The following is a 16,817-nucleotide window of genomic DNA, read 5'->3' as shown; positions in this document are numbered from 1 at the left end:
CCCAATATCGCAGGATCGATGAAGAAACTTGTGGGAGCAATCTCGCTCCCACAGTGGATAGAGGTGTGGTTCAGAGCAGCTTGTGTTCCATCGCGTACTTCACCAGCTCGGCGAGGGAGGTGATATTGAGTTTCTGCATCAGCCGCGCCTTGTGGGTGCTGATGGTCTTGCTGCTCAGGGCCAGTTGCTGGGCGATGTCGTTGACGTTGGCGCCTTGCGCCAGACGTTCGAACACCGAGAACTCGCGCTCGGACAGCAATGAGTGCAGTGGTCGCGCATCGGTCAGGCCGACTTCAAACACCATGCGGTCGGCCAGTTCGGGATCAATGTAGCGCCCACCCGCCGCGACCTTGCGGATCGCCGTCAGCAGCAGCGCCGGATCGCTGTCCTTGGTCGCATACCCGGCGGCACCGACCTTCAGCGCCCGGGCGGCCATCTGCGCTTCGTCGTGCATCGACAGCACCAGAATCGCCGGCGGACTGTTCAGTGCGCGGATCCGTGGAATCGCTTCGAGCCCGTTGACGCCGGGCATCGAGATATCCAGCAACACCACTTCGCAGGGCACATTGCGCAGGGTTTCCAGCAACTGCTCGCCATTGCTCGCCTCCCCCACCACCTGCAGATCCTTGGCCAGGCCGATCAATTGCTTGATGCCTTCGCGAACGATGGTGTGGTCTTCGGCTACCAGTACACGGATCACTTACTTCTCCTCATCCAGTGGCACCCGCACGCTCAGTGTGGTGCCCTCGCCCGGCTCGCTGTCGAGTGACAACTGTCCGCCCATGATCAACACCCGCTCGCGCATGCCCACCAGTCCAAAGGACGTCGGCCTGCCGGCAGCGGCGACAAATCCTACGCCATCATCGCTGACCGTCAGACACAATTCGTCGCCTTCCTGGGTCAGCGTCAGCTCCACAGTATGCGCCTGGGCATGGCGCATGACGTTGGTCAGCGCCTCCTGAAGAATGCGGAACAGACCGATGGCCTTGGCGTCGCTGAGCGGCGGCAGATTGTCCGGCACCTGCACCAGACAGGGAATGTGCGTGCGCGCCTCGAACCGCCGCGCCTGCCACTCGATCGCCGAAGCGATCCCGGCATCGAGGATCGGCGGGCGCAATGCCGTCGCCACATCCCGCACCAGCTGGAACAACTGGGCGATCAGGCGCTTCATGCTGTTCAGCCGTTCGTTCAGACCCGGGTCGAGTTGCGCGTAGGCCAGTTCGCACATCGACGTCTCCAGTTTCAGCACCGTCAGCATCTGTCCCAGCTCATCGTGAACCTCGCGGGCAATCCGCGCCTTTTCTTCTTCCCGCACGCTTTCCAGATGCGCCGACAACTCGCGCAGTTGCTCGCGGGAGGCCGCCAGCTCCAGTTCGATGCGTTTGCTTTCGGTGATGTCCCAGACGATGCCGTCCCAGACATAGGACCCGCCCTCAAGCTGGCGGGTGATCGCCTTGATTTCGGCCCAGCGCTGCTCGCCCTGGCGCGTAAGGATCCGGCCCTGCCACGACCAGTCGCTGTCGGTGTCCAGCGCCTGGTCCTGGGTCTGGTGATAACCGGCCCGGTCATCCGGATGCACCAGACTGCGCAGGCCCATGTCGCGATGGGCGATGGCGGCCGGCGCATAACCGACCAGACTTTCGCTGCCCTCGCTGATGTAGGCAAAGTCGATCTGCCCGGTCACCGGTGCTCGCTCGAGACGAAATACCAGCCCCGGCACGTTGGCCGCGATACCTTGCAGCCGCGCCTCGCTTTCCTGCAACGCAGCCAGGGCACGACGACGCTCGGTGACATCGGTGAGGTAAACCACCAGGTACTCGCCATCGCGAAAACGCAGGAAGCTCAGCGACACGTCGGCCGGCAGCACACTGCCATCGGCCCGAACACAATTGGTTTCAAAACTCAGCGGCCCCTCTTCGCTGGCCCGGGCGCGCTTCCACAGGTTGAGCCAGCGATCCATGTGCAGGCCCGGTTCGAAGTCGATCAACGGCCGGTCGATGATGGCGCCCTGTGGATAACCGAGCATGTTTTCTGCCGCTCGATTGGCGTAACGCACATGGCTGTCCCAGTTGACCCAGAGAATGCCGACGGTGCTCTGATCGATGGAAAACTGGGTCAGGCGCAGGGCTTCTTCGCTGGCGGCGCGCAGGGCAATGTCTTCCCGCGCATCGAGCAGGCGTTGCTCAAGACTGCGTTGCTGGCGGCGTTGCCAGAACACGATGGCCATGCAACTGAGCAACAGCACCGCGAACAACAGACTCAGGTTCTGCCAAAAGCCCGGCGACTCGGAAAGCCTTGGATACTTGGGTTGCAGCCATTGCGCATGCAGGCGCTCCAGATCCTTGGCCGGGATGGCACGCAGGGCGCTTTCGACGATTCCGGCCAGCTCTGGCCAGTCGCGGCGGGTGCCGATGCGCAGCAACTGCGGCAAACCGATGTCTCCGACTACCACCAGCCCGGCAAACTCCGGTTCCGCCGACAGCCGCCCGAGTTGCGCCTCATCGACCACCGCGTAGGACGCCTGCTGAGTCAGCAGCAGTTGCAGCGCCTGGCGCTCCATCGGTACGCCTTGCAGATTCAGGTGCGGATAATTGCCGCGCAGGTAATCGGCGGTGACGCCGGGCATGCGCACGGCGACGCGGGTCTGGCTGTCGAGTTTTTCCAGCTCCACCGTCGCGCTACCCTTCTGGTCGCTGACCACCAATTGCGGCACACGCATGTACGGGTCGGAAAACTGCCACAGACGCAGCCCGCCCGGAGTCTGGGTCAGGCCCGGGGCGATGTCGATTTCGCCGTCCCGGGCAGCGGCCTCCAGTTGTGCCAGATCCTGAAAATTGCGCCAGCTCAGCTCGATATTCAGCGCCTTGGCCAACGCTTTCATCACTTCAACGTTGGCCCCTGACAGCCGCTGCAAGCGCCGGTCGTATTGCGCGTATGGCGCCTGCAACACCAGGCCGACGCGCAATTCGTTGTGCTGTGCGAGCCACTGTTGCTCACTCGCCGACAACCGCGCGAGGTGACTCGGTGGCGCAGGCGCCGCCCAACCCATCAAGGGAAACGCCAGACAGCCGATAACCCACAGGCAGCAAAAACGCATCATTGAAGTCTCATACACTGACAAATTCTGACCAACCCATTAGGCTGCCGGGATAACTTCTGGCCTGGAATAACCGATGCCCCCTGTCTATCGCCTGGCAATGCCAGCATTGTGCCTGTCGCTGATCCTGCCTTGCGCGTTTTCCGTCGAAGCTGCAGATCCGACGCCCACTCCCGCCGCAGAAAAAGCCGCCGAAGAAAAACCGGTCGAACGCCAGCCACTGCTTGAGCGTAGTCAGGAAGAAGCCGCGGCACTCGAGCGCATGGTTCCGGCCCAGGAACAACAGCAACTGCAAGCCGGCAGCGACACCTTCCTCGCCCTGTGGAAACCGGCCAACACCGCCGAACCCAAAGGCGCGGTGATCCTCGTTCCCGGTGCCGGCGAAACCGCTGACTGGCCCCAGGCGATCGGCCCGTTGCGCCGCAAGCTGCCGGATGTCGAGTGGAGCAGCCTGAGTATCACCCTGCCCGATCTGCAAAGCGATACCATCGCACCGCGCGTAGCCGAAGCCCCCGCCGCACCGAAAACCGCCGATCCGGGCAGCAAGGATTCGACCACCGCCGAGCCGATTGAACAAGCCGCCGGCGGCGAAGCCGATGTGGCCGACAAGGTCGTTGCTGAATCCACCGAGGAACAGTCCAAGGCCGACGCCGAGCGAATCTTCGCTCGCATTGACGCCGCACTGGCCTACGCCGAGCAACAGAGCGCGCGCAGCATCGTCGTCCTCGGTCATGGCACCGGCGCTTATTGGGCCGCACGTTACTTGAGTGAGCGCCAGACCTCACAGGTCGAGAAGCTGGTGCTGGTGGCCGCGCAGACCCCGGTCAAGGCCAAACCGGAACTGGTGGAACTGACACCGACCCTGAAGCTGCCGACAGCGGATATTTTCTACATGGACAAACCGCTGGACCGCAACGCGGCACTGGAGCGCATGCAGGCGAGCAAGCGGCTGAAGACGTCTGCGTTCAGTCAGATCGCGCTCAAGGCCTTGCCGGACAACAAGGCTGAGCAGGAACAATTGTTCCGCCGAGTGCGTGGCTGGTTGAATCCGCAGAGCCCTGACTAAAAGCCCCGACTATCAAAACGCAGACAAAAAAAATCGCAGCCCAACGCTGCGATTTTTTTCGCCTAGCGAAAATCCCGCCGTTCGCGAATCAACCTGTAGGCATTGTGCAATTCGCGGGTCCTCTCGGTGGCCTCGCGCACCTGCGCCGGCGTGGCGCCGGTCCCGGCCACCTTGTCCGGGTGATGCCGGCTGAGCAAGCGTCGGTAGGCACGCTTGATCTGCGCCGGTTCGCTGGTGGCCGATACGCCGAGCAGGCGCATCGCCTCCTGATAACTCACCGCGGCGCTGACGATCGGACGCTTGTGCGGCTCATAATCCGCCGCCAACGCCTGGATCTGGTGCGTCGTCCAGCCCAGCCACTTGCCCCACTGCGCCAGCAATTCACGCTCGCTGACACCGGCCCGGCCATCAGCCCAGACCATTCGCCAGCAGGCGCGCAACACGCCTTCAGCCGCATGGGGTTGAGCGCTTAACCGACGCAGATAACCGCGCAGATTGTCGTTGCCGGACTTGCCGCGATTGAACGCGGCAATCGCCCGGCGCTGTGCCGGCTCGCTCATTTCCAGCGAGCGCATCTCCTGACGCGCCTGCTGGATGTGACCGTCCGTGACCCGCCCGTCGCTCTTGGCCAGACGCCCGAGCAACACGAACAACAGTTCGTCGTTGCGCAGCATCGGCCGACCGCCGAGTTTTTCCCGCAAATGCCCCCAGCTCTGCAAATGAAGGCGCCGATCCAGCGCCTGCCCCAACAAAGCACCCAGCATGGCCCCCGGAATGCTGGCGATAGCAAAACCCGCTCCGGCTCCAATCAGAGTCCCTGGCCACAACATATCAGCGACTCGCTTCTATCAAGGCTTCAGCTTCGGCCAGACGCTGGTGCGTTCCGACATCAACCCAGTGACCTTTCAGCCGCTCGCCGGTCACCTGCCCGCCCGCCATGGCTTTACGCAGCAGCGGCGCCAGTTTGAAGGCACCGTCGCTGCAACCGTCGAACAACTGCGGATGCAATACAGCGATGCCGCTGTAGGTCAGGGTTGCCGCATCGGCCTGGCCATCACTCACCTGGCCGTCGGTCAGGGTGAAGTCGCCTGTCGGGTGATGGTCCGGGTTGTCTACCAGCACCAGATGCGCCAGGCCGGTGATCGGCTGATGCAGCACGCTGAAGTCGTAATCGGTCCAGATGTCACCGTTGACCACCAGGAACGCGTCATCGCCCAACAGCGGCAAGGCACGGAAAATGCCGCCGCCGGTTTCCAGTGGCTCGCCCTCCGGCGAGTACTGGATCGACACGCCGAATCGCGAGCCATCGCCCAAGTGATCTTCGATCTGCTGTCCGAGCCAGGCATGGTTGATCACGATTTCATTGAAACCGGCCGCGGCCAGGGCTCGCAGGTGATATTCAATCAGCGGCACGCCCCCGGCTCGCACCAGCGGCTTGGGAGTGGTCAGGGTCAGCGGGCGCATGCGCTCGCCTTTGCCTGCCGCCAGAATCATTGCCTTCATGCCGTCACTCCACCACGCAGGCTGGCGAGCAGTGCCTGCAGATCCGCCAGCTCGGGACGGCGCGCGATGACCGCTTCTATATAAGAGAAGAAACGCGGCACATCACCCAGGTAACGCGGCTTGCCGTCGCGATGGCAGATGCGGGCGAAGATGCCGATGACTTTCAGATGGCGCTGCACGCCCATCAGATCGCTGGCGCGCAGGAACTCTTCGAAGTCCGGCTGCACCGGGATGTTCAGCGCCGACGCCTGCTGCCAGTAGCTTTCCAGCCAGCCGCGCACACGTTCTTCCGGCCAGCTGAGGAATGCGTCCTTGAACAGGCAAGTCACGTCGTAGGTCACCGGACCATACACGGCGTCCTGGAAATCCAGCACGCCGGGATTCGGTTCGCTGAGCATCAGGTTCCGCGGCATGTAGTCGCGGTGCACCAGCACTTTCGGCTGGGCCAGGGCGCTGTCGATCAGCAGCTCGCTGACCTTTTGCCACTGCTGCTGTTGGGTGGCATCGAACTCGACGCCCAGCTCGCGCTTCACGTACCACTCGGGGAACAGCTCCAGCTCGCGGCGCAACAACGCGACGTCATAGCTCGGCAGCGGCGCAACCATCGGCAACTGCTGAAAAGCCAGCAGCGCTTGCAAGGCATCGCTGAATAATGCGTCGGCATTTTCACTGTCGATCACGTCCAGATAGGTCTTGTTGCCCAGGTCATTGAGCAAAAGAAACCCGCGTTCGAGGTCTTCGGCATAAATTTTCGGCACGTTGATGCCGGATTTCGCCAGCAAAAAGGCGATATCCACGAACGGTTTGCAGTTTTCCTGCGGCGGCGGTGCGTCCATCACGACGAAGCTGCGACCCGCGCCTTCCCAGCGGAAATAGCGGCGGAAACTCGCGTCGCTGCTGGCCGCGGTCAATGTGGCCGGGGGTACGGCTCCCCAGCCCTGATCTGCGAAAAGGATTGCCAACTGTTCATCGAGCCAAACTTTCAGGTGTTGCAAGCGTACATCTTGATCAGGCATTGCAAGGGTCTCCGACGGCGCTAGCCGTCAAGCGGGTCATGCTTTATTATCCAGCATCTTTTTCAGACCATCGAGAGGCGTGCGGCCCACACCGCGGGCAGATGGCACGCAGGAAGCCCGGACTAATAAGATGGCATTGAAATCCCCCGCGTTTCGTAAAAAATTTCCGTTGTTGGTAACCGGCAGTCTGCTGGCTATGCAACCTCTGGCCAGTTCATTCGTTGTTGCCGCCGAGCAGTATGACTGCGCCGTCTCGGCAACGGGTGGCTGGGCCTGCTCGCCGAAGACGCCGGCCGCTGCCTTGCCGCCGCGTCCCGTGCATGACGGCAGTGCCGTCAGCGCCGCCGGCGAAGCACCGGCCGAGAGCGGTTCCACCGCCGAGTCCGGGCCCAAGCCGGTACTGGTTACCGAGTCCAAGGGCCGTGGCCTGAAATCCCGTAGCGAAGACTACAGTCACCTCGACTGGGTTCCGCGCGAGAAGCTCACCGCCGCCCAATTGGCCGAGACCGGTCCTTACTGCTCTGGTTCCTATATCGAACCGATTCGTCCTGGCATGAATGACAAGACGAATAAAAGTGACGCGCCGACCTTCATCGGTGCCAAGGCGTCGCGTTATCAGCAGGATTCGCAGGTCGCGAGTCTGGCCGGTGACGTGGTCATGCGTCAGGGCAGCATGCAGGTCGAAGCCGACGAGGCCAACCTGTATCAGGCCGAGAGCCGTGGCGAACTGGCCGGCAACGTGCGCATTCGCGACAACGGCGCGCTGATCGTCGGCGACCACGCCGACGTGCAGCTCGACACCGGTGAAGCCAAGGTCGACAACGCCGAATACGTGATGCACAAGTCGCGCATCCGCGGTAACGCGCTGTACGCCAAGCGTGCCGAAAACGCGATCATCCGTCTGAAGGACGGCACGTACACCACGTGCGAACCGAACAGCAACGCCTGGCAGCTCAAGGGCAACAACATCACCCTGAACCCTGCCACCGGCTTCGGTACCGCGACCAACGTGACGCTGCGGGTCAAGGACATTCCGGTTCTGTACACGCCGTACATCTACTTCCCGATCGACGACCGTCGTCAGTCGGGTTTCCTGCCGCCGACCATCGGCTCCGGCAGCGATACTGGCTTCATGCTGGTGACCCCGTACTACTTCAACCTGGCACCGAACTACGATGCCACGTTGTATCCACGCTACATGGCTAAACGCGGTCTGTTGATGGAGGGCGAATTCCGCTACCTCACCAAGTCCAGCGAAGGGCAGTTCGGTGCGGCGTTCCTCAACGACGAGGAAACCGAGCGCAGCAAACAGACCGACTACCAGAAGAATCGCTACATGTACAACTGGCAACACAAGGGTGGTCTCGACTCCCGCGTGTTCACTCAGGTGGACTACACCAAGATCAGCGATCCGTACTACTTCCAGGATCTGCAGACCGATCAGATCGGTGTGAAGAGCGCCGACTTCGTGAACCAGCAGGGCTCGGTTACCTATCGTGGCGACAGCTACACCGCCCGCTTGAACGCCCAGGCGTACCAGCTGGCGACCGTCTCGAACATCACACCGTATGACCGTCTGCCGCAGATTACCTTCAATGGTCAGCTGCCGTATCACCCGGAAGGTCTGAACTTCGATTACGAGACCGAGGTCGTTCGGTTTGATCGCGATCTGAAAACCGGCAGATTCCTTGACGAAACCGGCGGGCCGATCAATGCCGACGGCACCATTGGTACGCCGCGCCTCGATACCAACGTATTCGGTCTAGCACGCGCTAACGGCGACCGTCTGAACCTGAAACCAGGCGTCAGCCTGCCGATGAACTGGACCTATGGTTTCCTGAAGCCGTCGCTCAAGTACCAATACACGCAATACCAACTGGATCTTGATGGCCAGGGTAAGCGTGACATTGCCTCGCAAACTGCCGAGCAAAACAAACTCAACGGCACGTTCGACAGCAACCAGAACCGCGGCGTACCGATCGCCAGCGTCGACAGCGGCCTGTACTTCGACCGCAACACGTCCTACTTTGGCAAGAACTACCGCCAGACCCTGGAACCGCGCCTGTTCTACCTCTATGTGCCGAAGGTGGACCAGGAGGATATTCCGGTATTCGATACCAGTGAATACACCTTCAACTACGCCTCGCTGTTCCGCGACAACCGCTTCTCCGGCTCCGACCGCGTCGGCGACGAGAACAAGCTGTCGCTGGGTGTGACCAGCCGCTGGATCGAAGACGACGGTTTCGAGCGTCAACGCGTCAGCATCGGTCAGGCTTATTACTTCAAGGATCGTGAAGTACAACTGCCGGGCATCGCGTTCAAGGATCGCAAAGACGCCCAGTCCGACGTATCGCCTTACGCCCTGGAATACGAATACCGCTGGAACCGCGACTGGCGCACCACGGCCGATTACAACTGGGATCCGGACAGCCGCAGCCCTCGTTCGGGTAGCGCGATGTTCCACTACCAGCCTGAAGACAACCCGAACAAGGTGGTCAACGTCGGCTATCGCTATCGCAACGACCAGGTCCGTTACGACCAGAACACCGGTAAATGGTCGGTGGGTGGTGGTGACTACGGCACTCCGGGCCAGCCTGGCTACGTGAAGGACTACTACAAGATCCAGCAGCATGATTTCTCGGTCATCTGGCCGATCGTTCCGCAGTGGAGCGCGATCAGCCGCTGGCAGTACGACTACAACCGCAATCGCACGCTGGAAGCCTTCGGTGGTTTCGAATATGACAACTGCTGCTGGAAACTGCGCCTGATCAACCGTTACTGGGTCAGCTATGACGAGTTCAGTCAGAACGCCCCGGAAAACGAAAAAGGCGACCACGGCGTCTTCCTCCAAATTGTTCTGAAGGGACTCGGCGGCCTCACTGGCGCCAAGGTAGAGAGCTTCCTCGACAAAGGCATCCAAGGTTATCGTCAACGTGAAGACCAAGCTTTCTGATTGTCTGCGCCCGCTGATGCTGGGCGCGCTGTTCCTGGGTACCGCGGCCAACGCCGCGGTACAGCCCATCGACAAAGTGGTGGCCATCGTCGACAACGACGTGGTCATGCAGAGCCAGCTGGACCAGCGTGTCCACGAAGTTCAGCAAACCATCGCCAAGCGTGGCGGCGGCTTGCCGCCTCCGGGCGTACTGGATCAGCAGGTGCTCGAGCGCCTGATTATCGAAAATCTGCAACTGCAGATCGGCGAACGTTCCGGTATTCGCATCACCGATGAAGAGCTGAACCAGGCAGTCGGCACCATTGCCCAGCGCAACAACATGACCCCGGAGCAGTTCCGCGTCGCGCTGTCCCGTGATGGCCTGTCCTATGAGGATGCTCGCGAGCAGATCCGCCGCGAAATGGTCATTAGCCGTGTGCGTCAGCGCCGCGTGGCCGAGCGCATTCAGGTATCGGAACAGGAAGTGAAGAACTTCCTCGCCTCCGACCTGGGCAAGATGCAACTGTCCGAAGAGCTGCACCTGGCCAACATCCTGATTCCGACCCCGGAAAGCGCCAACTCCGAAGCGATTCAGAGTGCTGCACGCAAGGCGATGGAGGTTTACCAGCAGCTCAAGCAAGGTGCTGACTTCGGCCAGATGGCCGTGGCCAACTCCGCCAGTGACAACGCGCTGGAAGGCGGCGATATGGGCTGGCGTAAAGCCGCTCAATTGCCACCGCCGTTCGATCGCGAACTGAGCGCCATGTCGCCGGGCGACATCACTCAACCGGCACGCACTCCGGGTGGTTTCATCATCCTGAAGCTGCTGGAAAAACGCGGCGGTGGCAGCCAGATGCGCGACGAAGTGCATGTGCGCCACATTCTGGTCAAGCCAAGTCCGGTTCGCGACGAAGCCAAGACCAAGGAACTGGCTCAGTCGCTCTATAACCGCATCGAAGCTGGCGAAGACTTCGCTGAACTGGCGAAAAAATATTCGGAAGACCCGGGATCCGCTCTTAACGGCGGCGACCTGAACTGGATCGACCCGAACGCACTGGTACCGGAATTCCGCGCTGTGATGGCCAAGTCCCCGCAGGGTCAGCTGTCCAAGCCGTTCCAGACCCAGTACGGCTGGCACGTTCTGGAAGTCCTTGGCCGTCGCGCCACCGACAGCACCGAACAGGCCCGCGAGCAGCAGGCGATGACCGTATTGCGTAACCGCAAATACGACGAAGAGCTGCAAACCTGGCTGCGTCAGATCCGTGACGAAGCGTACGTAGAGATCAAACTCCCTGGTGCAGACCAGGCAGCGCAGTGAAACCCAAGCGTTTCGCGCTGACACCCGGCGAACCAGCCGGCATCGGTCCCGACCTGTGCCTGCTGCTCGCCTCGCAAGCCCAGCCACATCCCCTGATTGCCATCACCAGCCGCGACCTGCTCCAGGAGCGGGCCACGCAGCTGGGGCTGGCCGTCAGCTTGCTGGAAGTGACACCTGACAACTGGCCGGACGCTCCGGCGCCCGCCAACAGCCTGTACGTCTGGGATACTCCGCTCAGCGCCCCCGTGGTCGCCGGGCAACTGGACAAGGCCAACGCCGCATTCGTCCTCGAAACCCTGACCCGCGCCGGCAATGGTTGCCTGAACGGTGACTTCGCCGGGATGATCACCGCTCCGGTTCACAAGGGTGTAATCAACGAGTCGGGCATCGCGTTTTCCGGTCACACCGAATTTCTCGCCGACCTGACCCACACCGCCCAGGTGGTGATGATGCTCGCCACCCGCGGTTTGCGCGTGGCGCTGGTCACCACTCACCTGCCCTTGCGCGACATCGCCGATGCGATCACGCCGGAGCGGCTGGAACGGGTCACGCGGATTCTGCACGCCGATCTGCAACAAAAATTCGGCATCGCCCAACCGCACATCCTGGTCTGCGGACTCAACCCGCACGCCGGTGAAGGCGGTCACCTGGGCCATGAAGAAATCGACATCATCGAACCCACATTGGAGCGCCTGCGCGGCGAGGGCATGGACCTTCGTGGCCCGCTGCCTGCCGACACTCTGTTTACCCCCAAATATCTGGAGCACTGCGACGCGGTGCTGGCGATGTACCACGACCAGGGCCTGCCCGTGCTGAAATACAAAGGCTTCGGCGCTGCGGTCAACGTGACCCTGGGCCTGCCGATCATTCGCACGTCGGTCGACCATGGCACCGCCCTGGATCTGGCCGGCAGCGGCAAGATCGACACCGGCAGCCTGCAAGTCGCCCTGGAAACCGCCTACCAGATGGCCGAGACCCGTTTATGACCGAGCAATACCAACACAAGGCGCGCAAACGCTTTGGCCAGAACTTCCTGCACGATGCCGGCGTCATCGACCGCATCCTGCGCTCCATCAGTGCCAAGGCCGGCGACCGCATGCTGGAAATCGGACCGGGCCAGGGCGCATTGACCGCCGGCATCCTCAACTCCGGTGCCCAGCTGGACGTGGTGGAGCTGGACAAGGACCTGATCCCGATCCTCAACCAGCAGTTCGCCGGCAAGAGCAATTTCAACCTGCATCAGGGCGATGCGCTGAAGTTCGACTTCAACAGCCTGAACGCTGCGCCGAACAGCCTGCGCGTGGTCGGCAACCTGCCGTACAACATCTCCACGCCGCTGATTTTCCACCTGCTGAACAACGCCGGCATCATCCGCGACATGCACTTCATGTTGCAGAAGGAAGTGGTCGAACGTCTGGCCGCAGGTCCTGGCGGCGGCGATTGGGGCCGTCTGTCGATCATGGTTCAGTACCACTGCCGGGTCGAACACCTGTTTAACGTCGGCCCGGGCGCATTCAATCCGCCGCCGAAAGTCGACTCGGCGATCGTCCGCCTGGTACCGCACGCGGTGCTGCCGCATCCCGCCAAGGATCATCGCCTGCTCGAGCGCGTGGTACGCGAAGCCTTCAACCAGCGTCGCAAGACCTTGCGCAACACCCTCAAGCAGTTACTGAGCAACGCCGAGATCGAAGCCGCCGGCGTCGATGGCAGCCTGCGCCCCGAGCAACTCGACCTGGCCGCGTTTGTGCGTTTGGCCGACAAGCTCGCCGAACAGCCGGGGAAAACGCCTGAAGCCGACTGACCGGTAATCATCGCTATCGGGCGGAACCCCGACTCTGGTCTACTGCCCGATACTTGCCTAGACTGAACCCCAATCAGCTACGCCCCGCGTCCCGCTTCGTTTTTAAGGCCTTTTGCATGTCCGATCCTCGCTACCAGGTCGATGTCAGTGTCGTTACCCACTATCTGGCAGATCAATCGCAACCCGAGCACGAGCGCTTTGCCTTCGCCTACACCATCACCGTGCAGAACAATGGCGAGCAACCGGCCCGCCTGATGTCGCGCCATTGGGTCATCACCGATGGCGACGGGCATGTCGAAGAAGTGCGCGGCGCCGGTGTGGTCGGCCAGCAACCGCTGATCGGCGCTGGCAAAAGCCACACCTACAGCAGTGGCACGGTGATGACCACCAAGGTCGGCACCATGCAAGGCAGCTACGAAATGGTCGCCGACGACGGCAAGCATTTCGATGCGATCATCAAGCCCTTTCGCCTCGCCGTTCCCGGAGCCCTGCACTGATGGCGACGTATGCCGTCGGCGACCTCCAAGGCTGCCTCGAACCGCTCAAGTGCCTGCTCAAACAGGTCGCGTTCGACCCGGCCCTGGATCGCCTGTGGCTGGTCGGCGATCTGGTCAACCGCGGCCCGCAGTCACTGGAAACCCTGCGCTTCCTTTATGGCATGCGCGACTCCCTGGTCTGCGTCCTCGGCAATCACGATCTGCACCTGCTTGCAGCGGCGAAGAACATCGAGCGGATGAAGAAATCCGACACGCTGCGTGAAATCCTTGAAGCGCCCGACTGCGCCGACCTGATGGAATGGCTGCGCCAGCAGAAACTCATGCACTACGACGAGCAGCGCGAAGTGGCCATGGTGCACGCGGGCATTGCGCCGCAATGGTCGCTGCGCAAGGCGCTCAAGTACGCTGAAGAAGTCGAGACTGCGCTGCGTGATGACAACCTGCTTCCGCTCTTCCTCGACGGCATGTACGGCAATGAGCCGGCGAAATGGGACAGCGGCCTGAAAGGCGTGACACGCCTGCGAGTCATCACCAATTACTTCACCCGCATGCGTTTCTGCACAGCCGAAGGCAAGCTCGACCTCAAGAGCAAGGAAGGCCTCGACACCGCGCCAGCGGGCTACAAACCCTGGTTCCAGCACAAGGAGCGCAAGACCCGCGGCCTGCGGATCATCTTCGGTCACTGGGCGGCGCTGGAAGGCAACGTGCTCGAGCCAGGCATTTCAGCCCTGGACACCGGTTGCGTGTGGGGCGGCAGCCTGACCCTGATGAACGTCGACAGCGGCGAACGCCTGTCATGCAAATGCGACGACCACGGGGCCGTCCTGCCCACCGTCGCGCCACTGATCACCGAATCTTCTCCCGTCAGCGCCCCGCGCTAGACTGCGATTTCAGCCGAGCCACAGGAGCCCGCCATGAGCGAATTCAAACGTATCCCACCGGAACAGGCCCAGGCCCTGCGCGAGCAAGGCGCGGTGGTCGTCGACGTCCGTGACCCGGCAACATTTGCCGCACTGCACATCAGCGGCTCGAAGCATCTGGACAATCATTCCCTCCATGCTTTCATTCAGGGCGCCGACCTCGATGCCCCCACCGTCGTAGTCTGCTACCACGGCAACTCGAGCCAGAGTGCCGCCGCGTATCTTGTGAGCCAGGGCTTCTCCGACGTCTACAGCATGGACGGCGGCTTCGAACTGTGGCGTACGACTTTTCCGTCGGAAACCGCGCAAGGCACCTCCGAATAATTTTTTTGTAACGTGCAAGCCCCGGCTCCCGTGGGCTCGCGCGGTGGCAGACGAACGGTCTGCCACAACTAATTACGTATCTCGCCTTTACCTCCCGAATTCCCAACTATCCTTAAGCCCAGGCCATCCAAAACAGGGGAGAGCCGGTACACCGGCGCACGGGTCATCGGGAGTGACTTTCGCGATTTTCGATCGTGGAAGGGTTCTGGGGGGTAAACAACAGCTGCCATTGCAGCTGCTTGCCAGCATCGACTGAGTGATCCGGCGTCGGCTCCACGTATCGAGCGAGGTGACGTCATGAGTATCTTTAGCCACTTCCAACAACGCTTCGAGTCCACACGCCAGGAAGAATTCTCCCTGCAGGAGTACCTGGAACTGTGCAAAAAGGATCGCAGTGCCTACGTTTCCGCCGCCGAGCGTCTGTTAATGGCCATCGGCGAACCGGAATTGCTCGACACCTCGACCAATTCGAGGCTGTCGCGAATCTTTTCCAACAAGGTGATCCGTCGCTATCCGGCCTTTGAAGACTTCCACGGGATGGAAGAATGCATTGACCAGATCGTGTCGTATTTCCGCCATGCGGCCCAAGGCCTGGAAGAGAAGAAACAGATCCTCTATCTGCTCGGCCCCGTCGGCGGCGGTAAATCGTCCCTGGCCGAGAAGCTGAAACAACTGATGGAAAAAGTGCCCTTCTATGCCATCAAGGGCTCGCCGGTATTCGAATCGCCACTGGGTCTGTTCAACGCCACCGAAGATGGCGCGATCCTCGAAGAGGACTTCGGCATTCCACGGCGCTACCTGAACACCATCATGTCGCCTTGGGCCACCAAGCGTCTGGCCGAATTCGGCGGCGACATCAGCCAGTTCCGCGTGGTCAAGCTGTACCCGTCGATTCTCAACCAGATCGCCGTCGCCAAGACCGAACCGGGTGACGAAAACAACCAGGACATTTCCGCGCTGGTGGGCAAGGTCGATATCCGCAAACTCGAAGAATTCCCGCAGAACGACGCCGACGCCTACAGCTACTCCGGTGCGCTGTGCCGGGCCAACCAGGGCCTGATGGAATTCGTCGAAATGTTCAAGGCACCGATCAAGGTGCTCCATCCATTGCTGACCGCCACGCAAGAAGGCAACTACAACAGTACCGAAGGCCTCGGCGCGATTCCGTTCACCGGGATTCTGCTGGCCCACTCCAACGAATCGGAGTGGCACACCTTCCGCAACAACAAGAACAACGAAGCCTTCATCGACCGGATCTACATCGTCAAGGTGCCGTACTGCCTGCGGGTCAGTGACGAGGTGAAGATCTACGACAAGCTGCTGTTCAACAGCTCGCTGTCCAAGGCGCATTGCGCGCCGGATACCCTGAAGATGCTCGCGCAGTTCACCGTACTGTCGCGCTTGAAAGAGCCGGAAAACTCCAACATCTACTCCAAGATGCGCGTGTATGACGGCGAAAACCTCAAGGACACCGATCCGAAGGCCAAGTCGATCCAGGAATACCGCGATGCAGCGGGCGTCGATGAAGGCATGAACGGTCTGTCGACCCGGTTTGCGTTCAAGATCCTGTCCAAGGTATTCAACTTCGATCCGCATGAAATCGCTGCCAACCCGGTACACCTGCTCTATGTGCTGGAACAGCAGATCGAACAGGAACAGTTCCAGGCCGAAACCCGCGAACGCTATCTGCGCTACCTGAAAGAGTACCTGGCGCCGCGTTATATCGAATTCATCGGCAAGGAGATCCAGACCGCCTACCTCGAGTCCTACAGCGAGTACGGCCAGAACATCTTCGACCGCTACGTGCTGTATGCGGACTTCTGGATTCAGGATCAGGAATACCGCGATCCGGAAACCGGCGAGATCCTCAACCGCGTCGCCCTCAACGAGGAGCTGGAAAAAATCGAGAAACCGGCCGGTATCAGCAATCCGAAGGATTTCCGCAACGAAATCGTCAACTTCGTATTGCGCGCCCGGGCCAACAACAACGGCAAGAACCCGACCTGGCTCAGCTACGAAAAACTGCGGGTGGTCATCGAGAAGAAAATGTTCTCGAACACCGAGGACCTGCTGCCCGTCATCAGCTTCAATGCCAAGGCCAGCAAAGAGGATCAACAGAAACACAACGACTTCGTTACACGAATGGTCGAACGCGGCTACACCGACAAACAGGTACGACTGCTTTCCGAGTGGTATCTGCGGGTCAGAAAGTCACAGTAAACCGCGGCCGGTCAGACCGGTTGTCGTCAGCCCGAGGCCTGTGCCTGCATTTTCTGCTACACAGGCCTCTGGAAGGTGTTCGAAAGGCGGTAGCGAGGTTCAGGCAGCACCCAAAGCGCTTGG

At 61.1% G+C, this 16,817-nt stretch carries 14 protein-coding genes; 9 read left to right on the top strand and 5 right to left on the bottom strand.

Translation table 11 applies throughout. The features are described 5' to 3' along the window. Positions 1-70: 70 nt before the first annotated feature. Positions 71-700 (bottom strand): response regulator, encoded by a 630-nt coding sequence (locus AC1MDC_RS10325; protein ID WP_480392956.1) that lies wholly within the window; start codon positions 698-700, stop codon positions 71-73. Further along, positions 701-3,100 (bottom strand): PAS domain-containing sensor histidine kinase, encoded by a 2,400-nt coding sequence (locus AC1MDC_RS10320; protein ID WP_480392955.1) that lies wholly within the window; start codon positions 3,098-3,100, stop codon positions 701-703. Positions 3,101-3,173: 73 nt separating this feature from the next. On the opposite strand from AC1MDC_RS10320, the gene AC1MDC_RS10315 reads away from it, so the two are divergent. Then, a complete protein-coding gene (locus tag AC1MDC_RS10315) occupies positions 3,174-4,163 on the top strand; it encodes an alpha/beta hydrolase family protein (RefSeq protein ID WP_480392954.1) in 990 nt (329 codons plus the stop codon). 62 nt (positions 4,164-4,225) lie between these two features. On the opposite strand, the gene AC1MDC_RS10310 is transcribed toward AC1MDC_RS10315, so the two are convergent. From AC1MDC_RS10310 to AC1MDC_RS10300, 3 genes are read right to left on the bottom strand one after another with little or no spacing between them, the layout of a single operon-like run. Then, positions 4,226-4,993, bottom strand: a complete 768-nt coding sequence (locus tag AC1MDC_RS10310) for a TerB family tellurite resistance protein (protein WP_085697709.1) — start codon at positions 4,991-4,993, stop codon at positions 4,226-4,228. Between the two features lies 1 nt (position 4,994). After that, the gene (gene murU / locus AC1MDC_RS10305) at positions 4,995-5,666 is read right to left on the bottom strand and encodes an N-acetylmuramate alpha-1-phosphate uridylyltransferase MurU (RefSeq protein ID WP_480392953.1); all 672 of its coding nucleotides are present in this window, start codon (positions 5,664-5,666) and stop codon (positions 4,995-4,997) included. Further along, positions 5,663-6,682 carry an aminoglycoside phosphotransferase family protein gene (locus AC1MDC_RS10300; protein ID WP_480392952.1) on the bottom strand — a complete coding sequence of 340 codons (1,020 nt, stop codon included), beginning with the start codon at positions 6,680-6,682 and terminating at the stop codon, positions 5,663-5,665. Before AC1MDC_RS10300 ends, murU begins: the two co-directional genes overlap by 4 nt. 130 nt (positions 6,683-6,812) lie before the next feature. Between AC1MDC_RS10300 and AC1MDC_RS10295 the strand changes: the two genes are divergently transcribed. From AC1MDC_RS10295 to AC1MDC_RS10260, 8 genes are all read left to right on the top strand, one after another. Next, positions 6,813-9,635, top strand: a complete 2,823-nt coding sequence (locus AC1MDC_RS10295) for an LPS-assembly protein LptD (protein WP_480392951.1) — start codon at positions 6,813-6,815, stop codon at positions 9,633-9,635. Then, the gene (locus AC1MDC_RS10290; protein ID WP_139832581.1) at positions 9,616-10,932 is read left to right on the top strand and encodes a peptidylprolyl isomerase; all 1,317 of its coding nucleotides are present in this window, start codon (positions 9,616-9,618) and stop codon (positions 10,930-10,932) included. The genes AC1MDC_RS10295 and AC1MDC_RS10290 overlap by 20 nt, the downstream gene beginning before the upstream one ends. Further along, positions 10,929-11,918 carry a 4-hydroxythreonine-4-phosphate dehydrogenase PdxA gene (pdxA, locus tag AC1MDC_RS10285; RefSeq protein ID WP_480392950.1) on the top strand — a complete coding sequence of 330 codons (990 nt, stop codon included), beginning with the start codon at positions 10,929-10,931 and terminating at the stop codon, positions 11,916-11,918. The genes AC1MDC_RS10290 and pdxA overlap by 4 nt, the downstream gene beginning before the upstream one ends. Continuing rightward, positions 11,915-12,733, top strand: coding sequence for a 16S rRNA (adenine(1518)-N(6)/adenine(1519)-N(6))-dimethyltransferase RsmA (gene rsmA / locus AC1MDC_RS10280; protein ID WP_085697714.1), 819 nt, complete (start codon positions 11,915-11,917; stop codon positions 12,731-12,733). Before pdxA ends, rsmA begins: the two co-directional genes overlap by 4 nt. Before the next feature lie 116 nt (positions 12,734-12,849). Next, positions 12,850-13,230: a Co2+/Mg2+ efflux protein ApaG gene (apaG, locus tag AC1MDC_RS10275; protein WP_011336209.1), complete on the top strand. Its 381-nt coding sequence runs from the start codon at positions 12,850-12,852 to the stop codon at positions 13,228-13,230. Continuing rightward, positions 13,230-14,111 (top strand): symmetrical bis(5'-nucleosyl)-tetraphosphatase, encoded by an 882-nt coding sequence (locus AC1MDC_RS10270; RefSeq protein WP_480392949.1) that lies wholly within the window; start codon positions 13,230-13,232, stop codon positions 14,109-14,111. Before apaG ends, AC1MDC_RS10270 begins: the two co-directional genes overlap by 1 nt. A 33-nt stretch (positions 14,112-14,144) precedes the next feature. Further along, positions 14,145-14,474 carry a thiosulfate sulfurtransferase GlpE gene (gene glpE / locus AC1MDC_RS10265; protein WP_085702833.1) on the top strand — a complete coding sequence of 110 codons (330 nt, stop codon included), beginning with the start codon at positions 14,145-14,147 and terminating at the stop codon, positions 14,472-14,474. Between the two features lie 297 nt (positions 14,475-14,771). Beyond that, positions 14,772-16,694: a PrkA family serine protein kinase gene (locus tag AC1MDC_RS10260; RefSeq protein ID WP_064599839.1), complete on the top strand. Its 1,923-nt coding sequence runs from the start codon at positions 14,772-14,774 to the stop codon at positions 16,692-16,694. Positions 16,695-16,817: the final 123 nt, after the last annotated feature.

This window comes from Pseudomonas sp. 1 (assembly GCF_056626735.1).
Note: the sequence above shows the minus strand (reverse complement) of the source record. Positions and strands in the feature narration are given on the sequence as shown.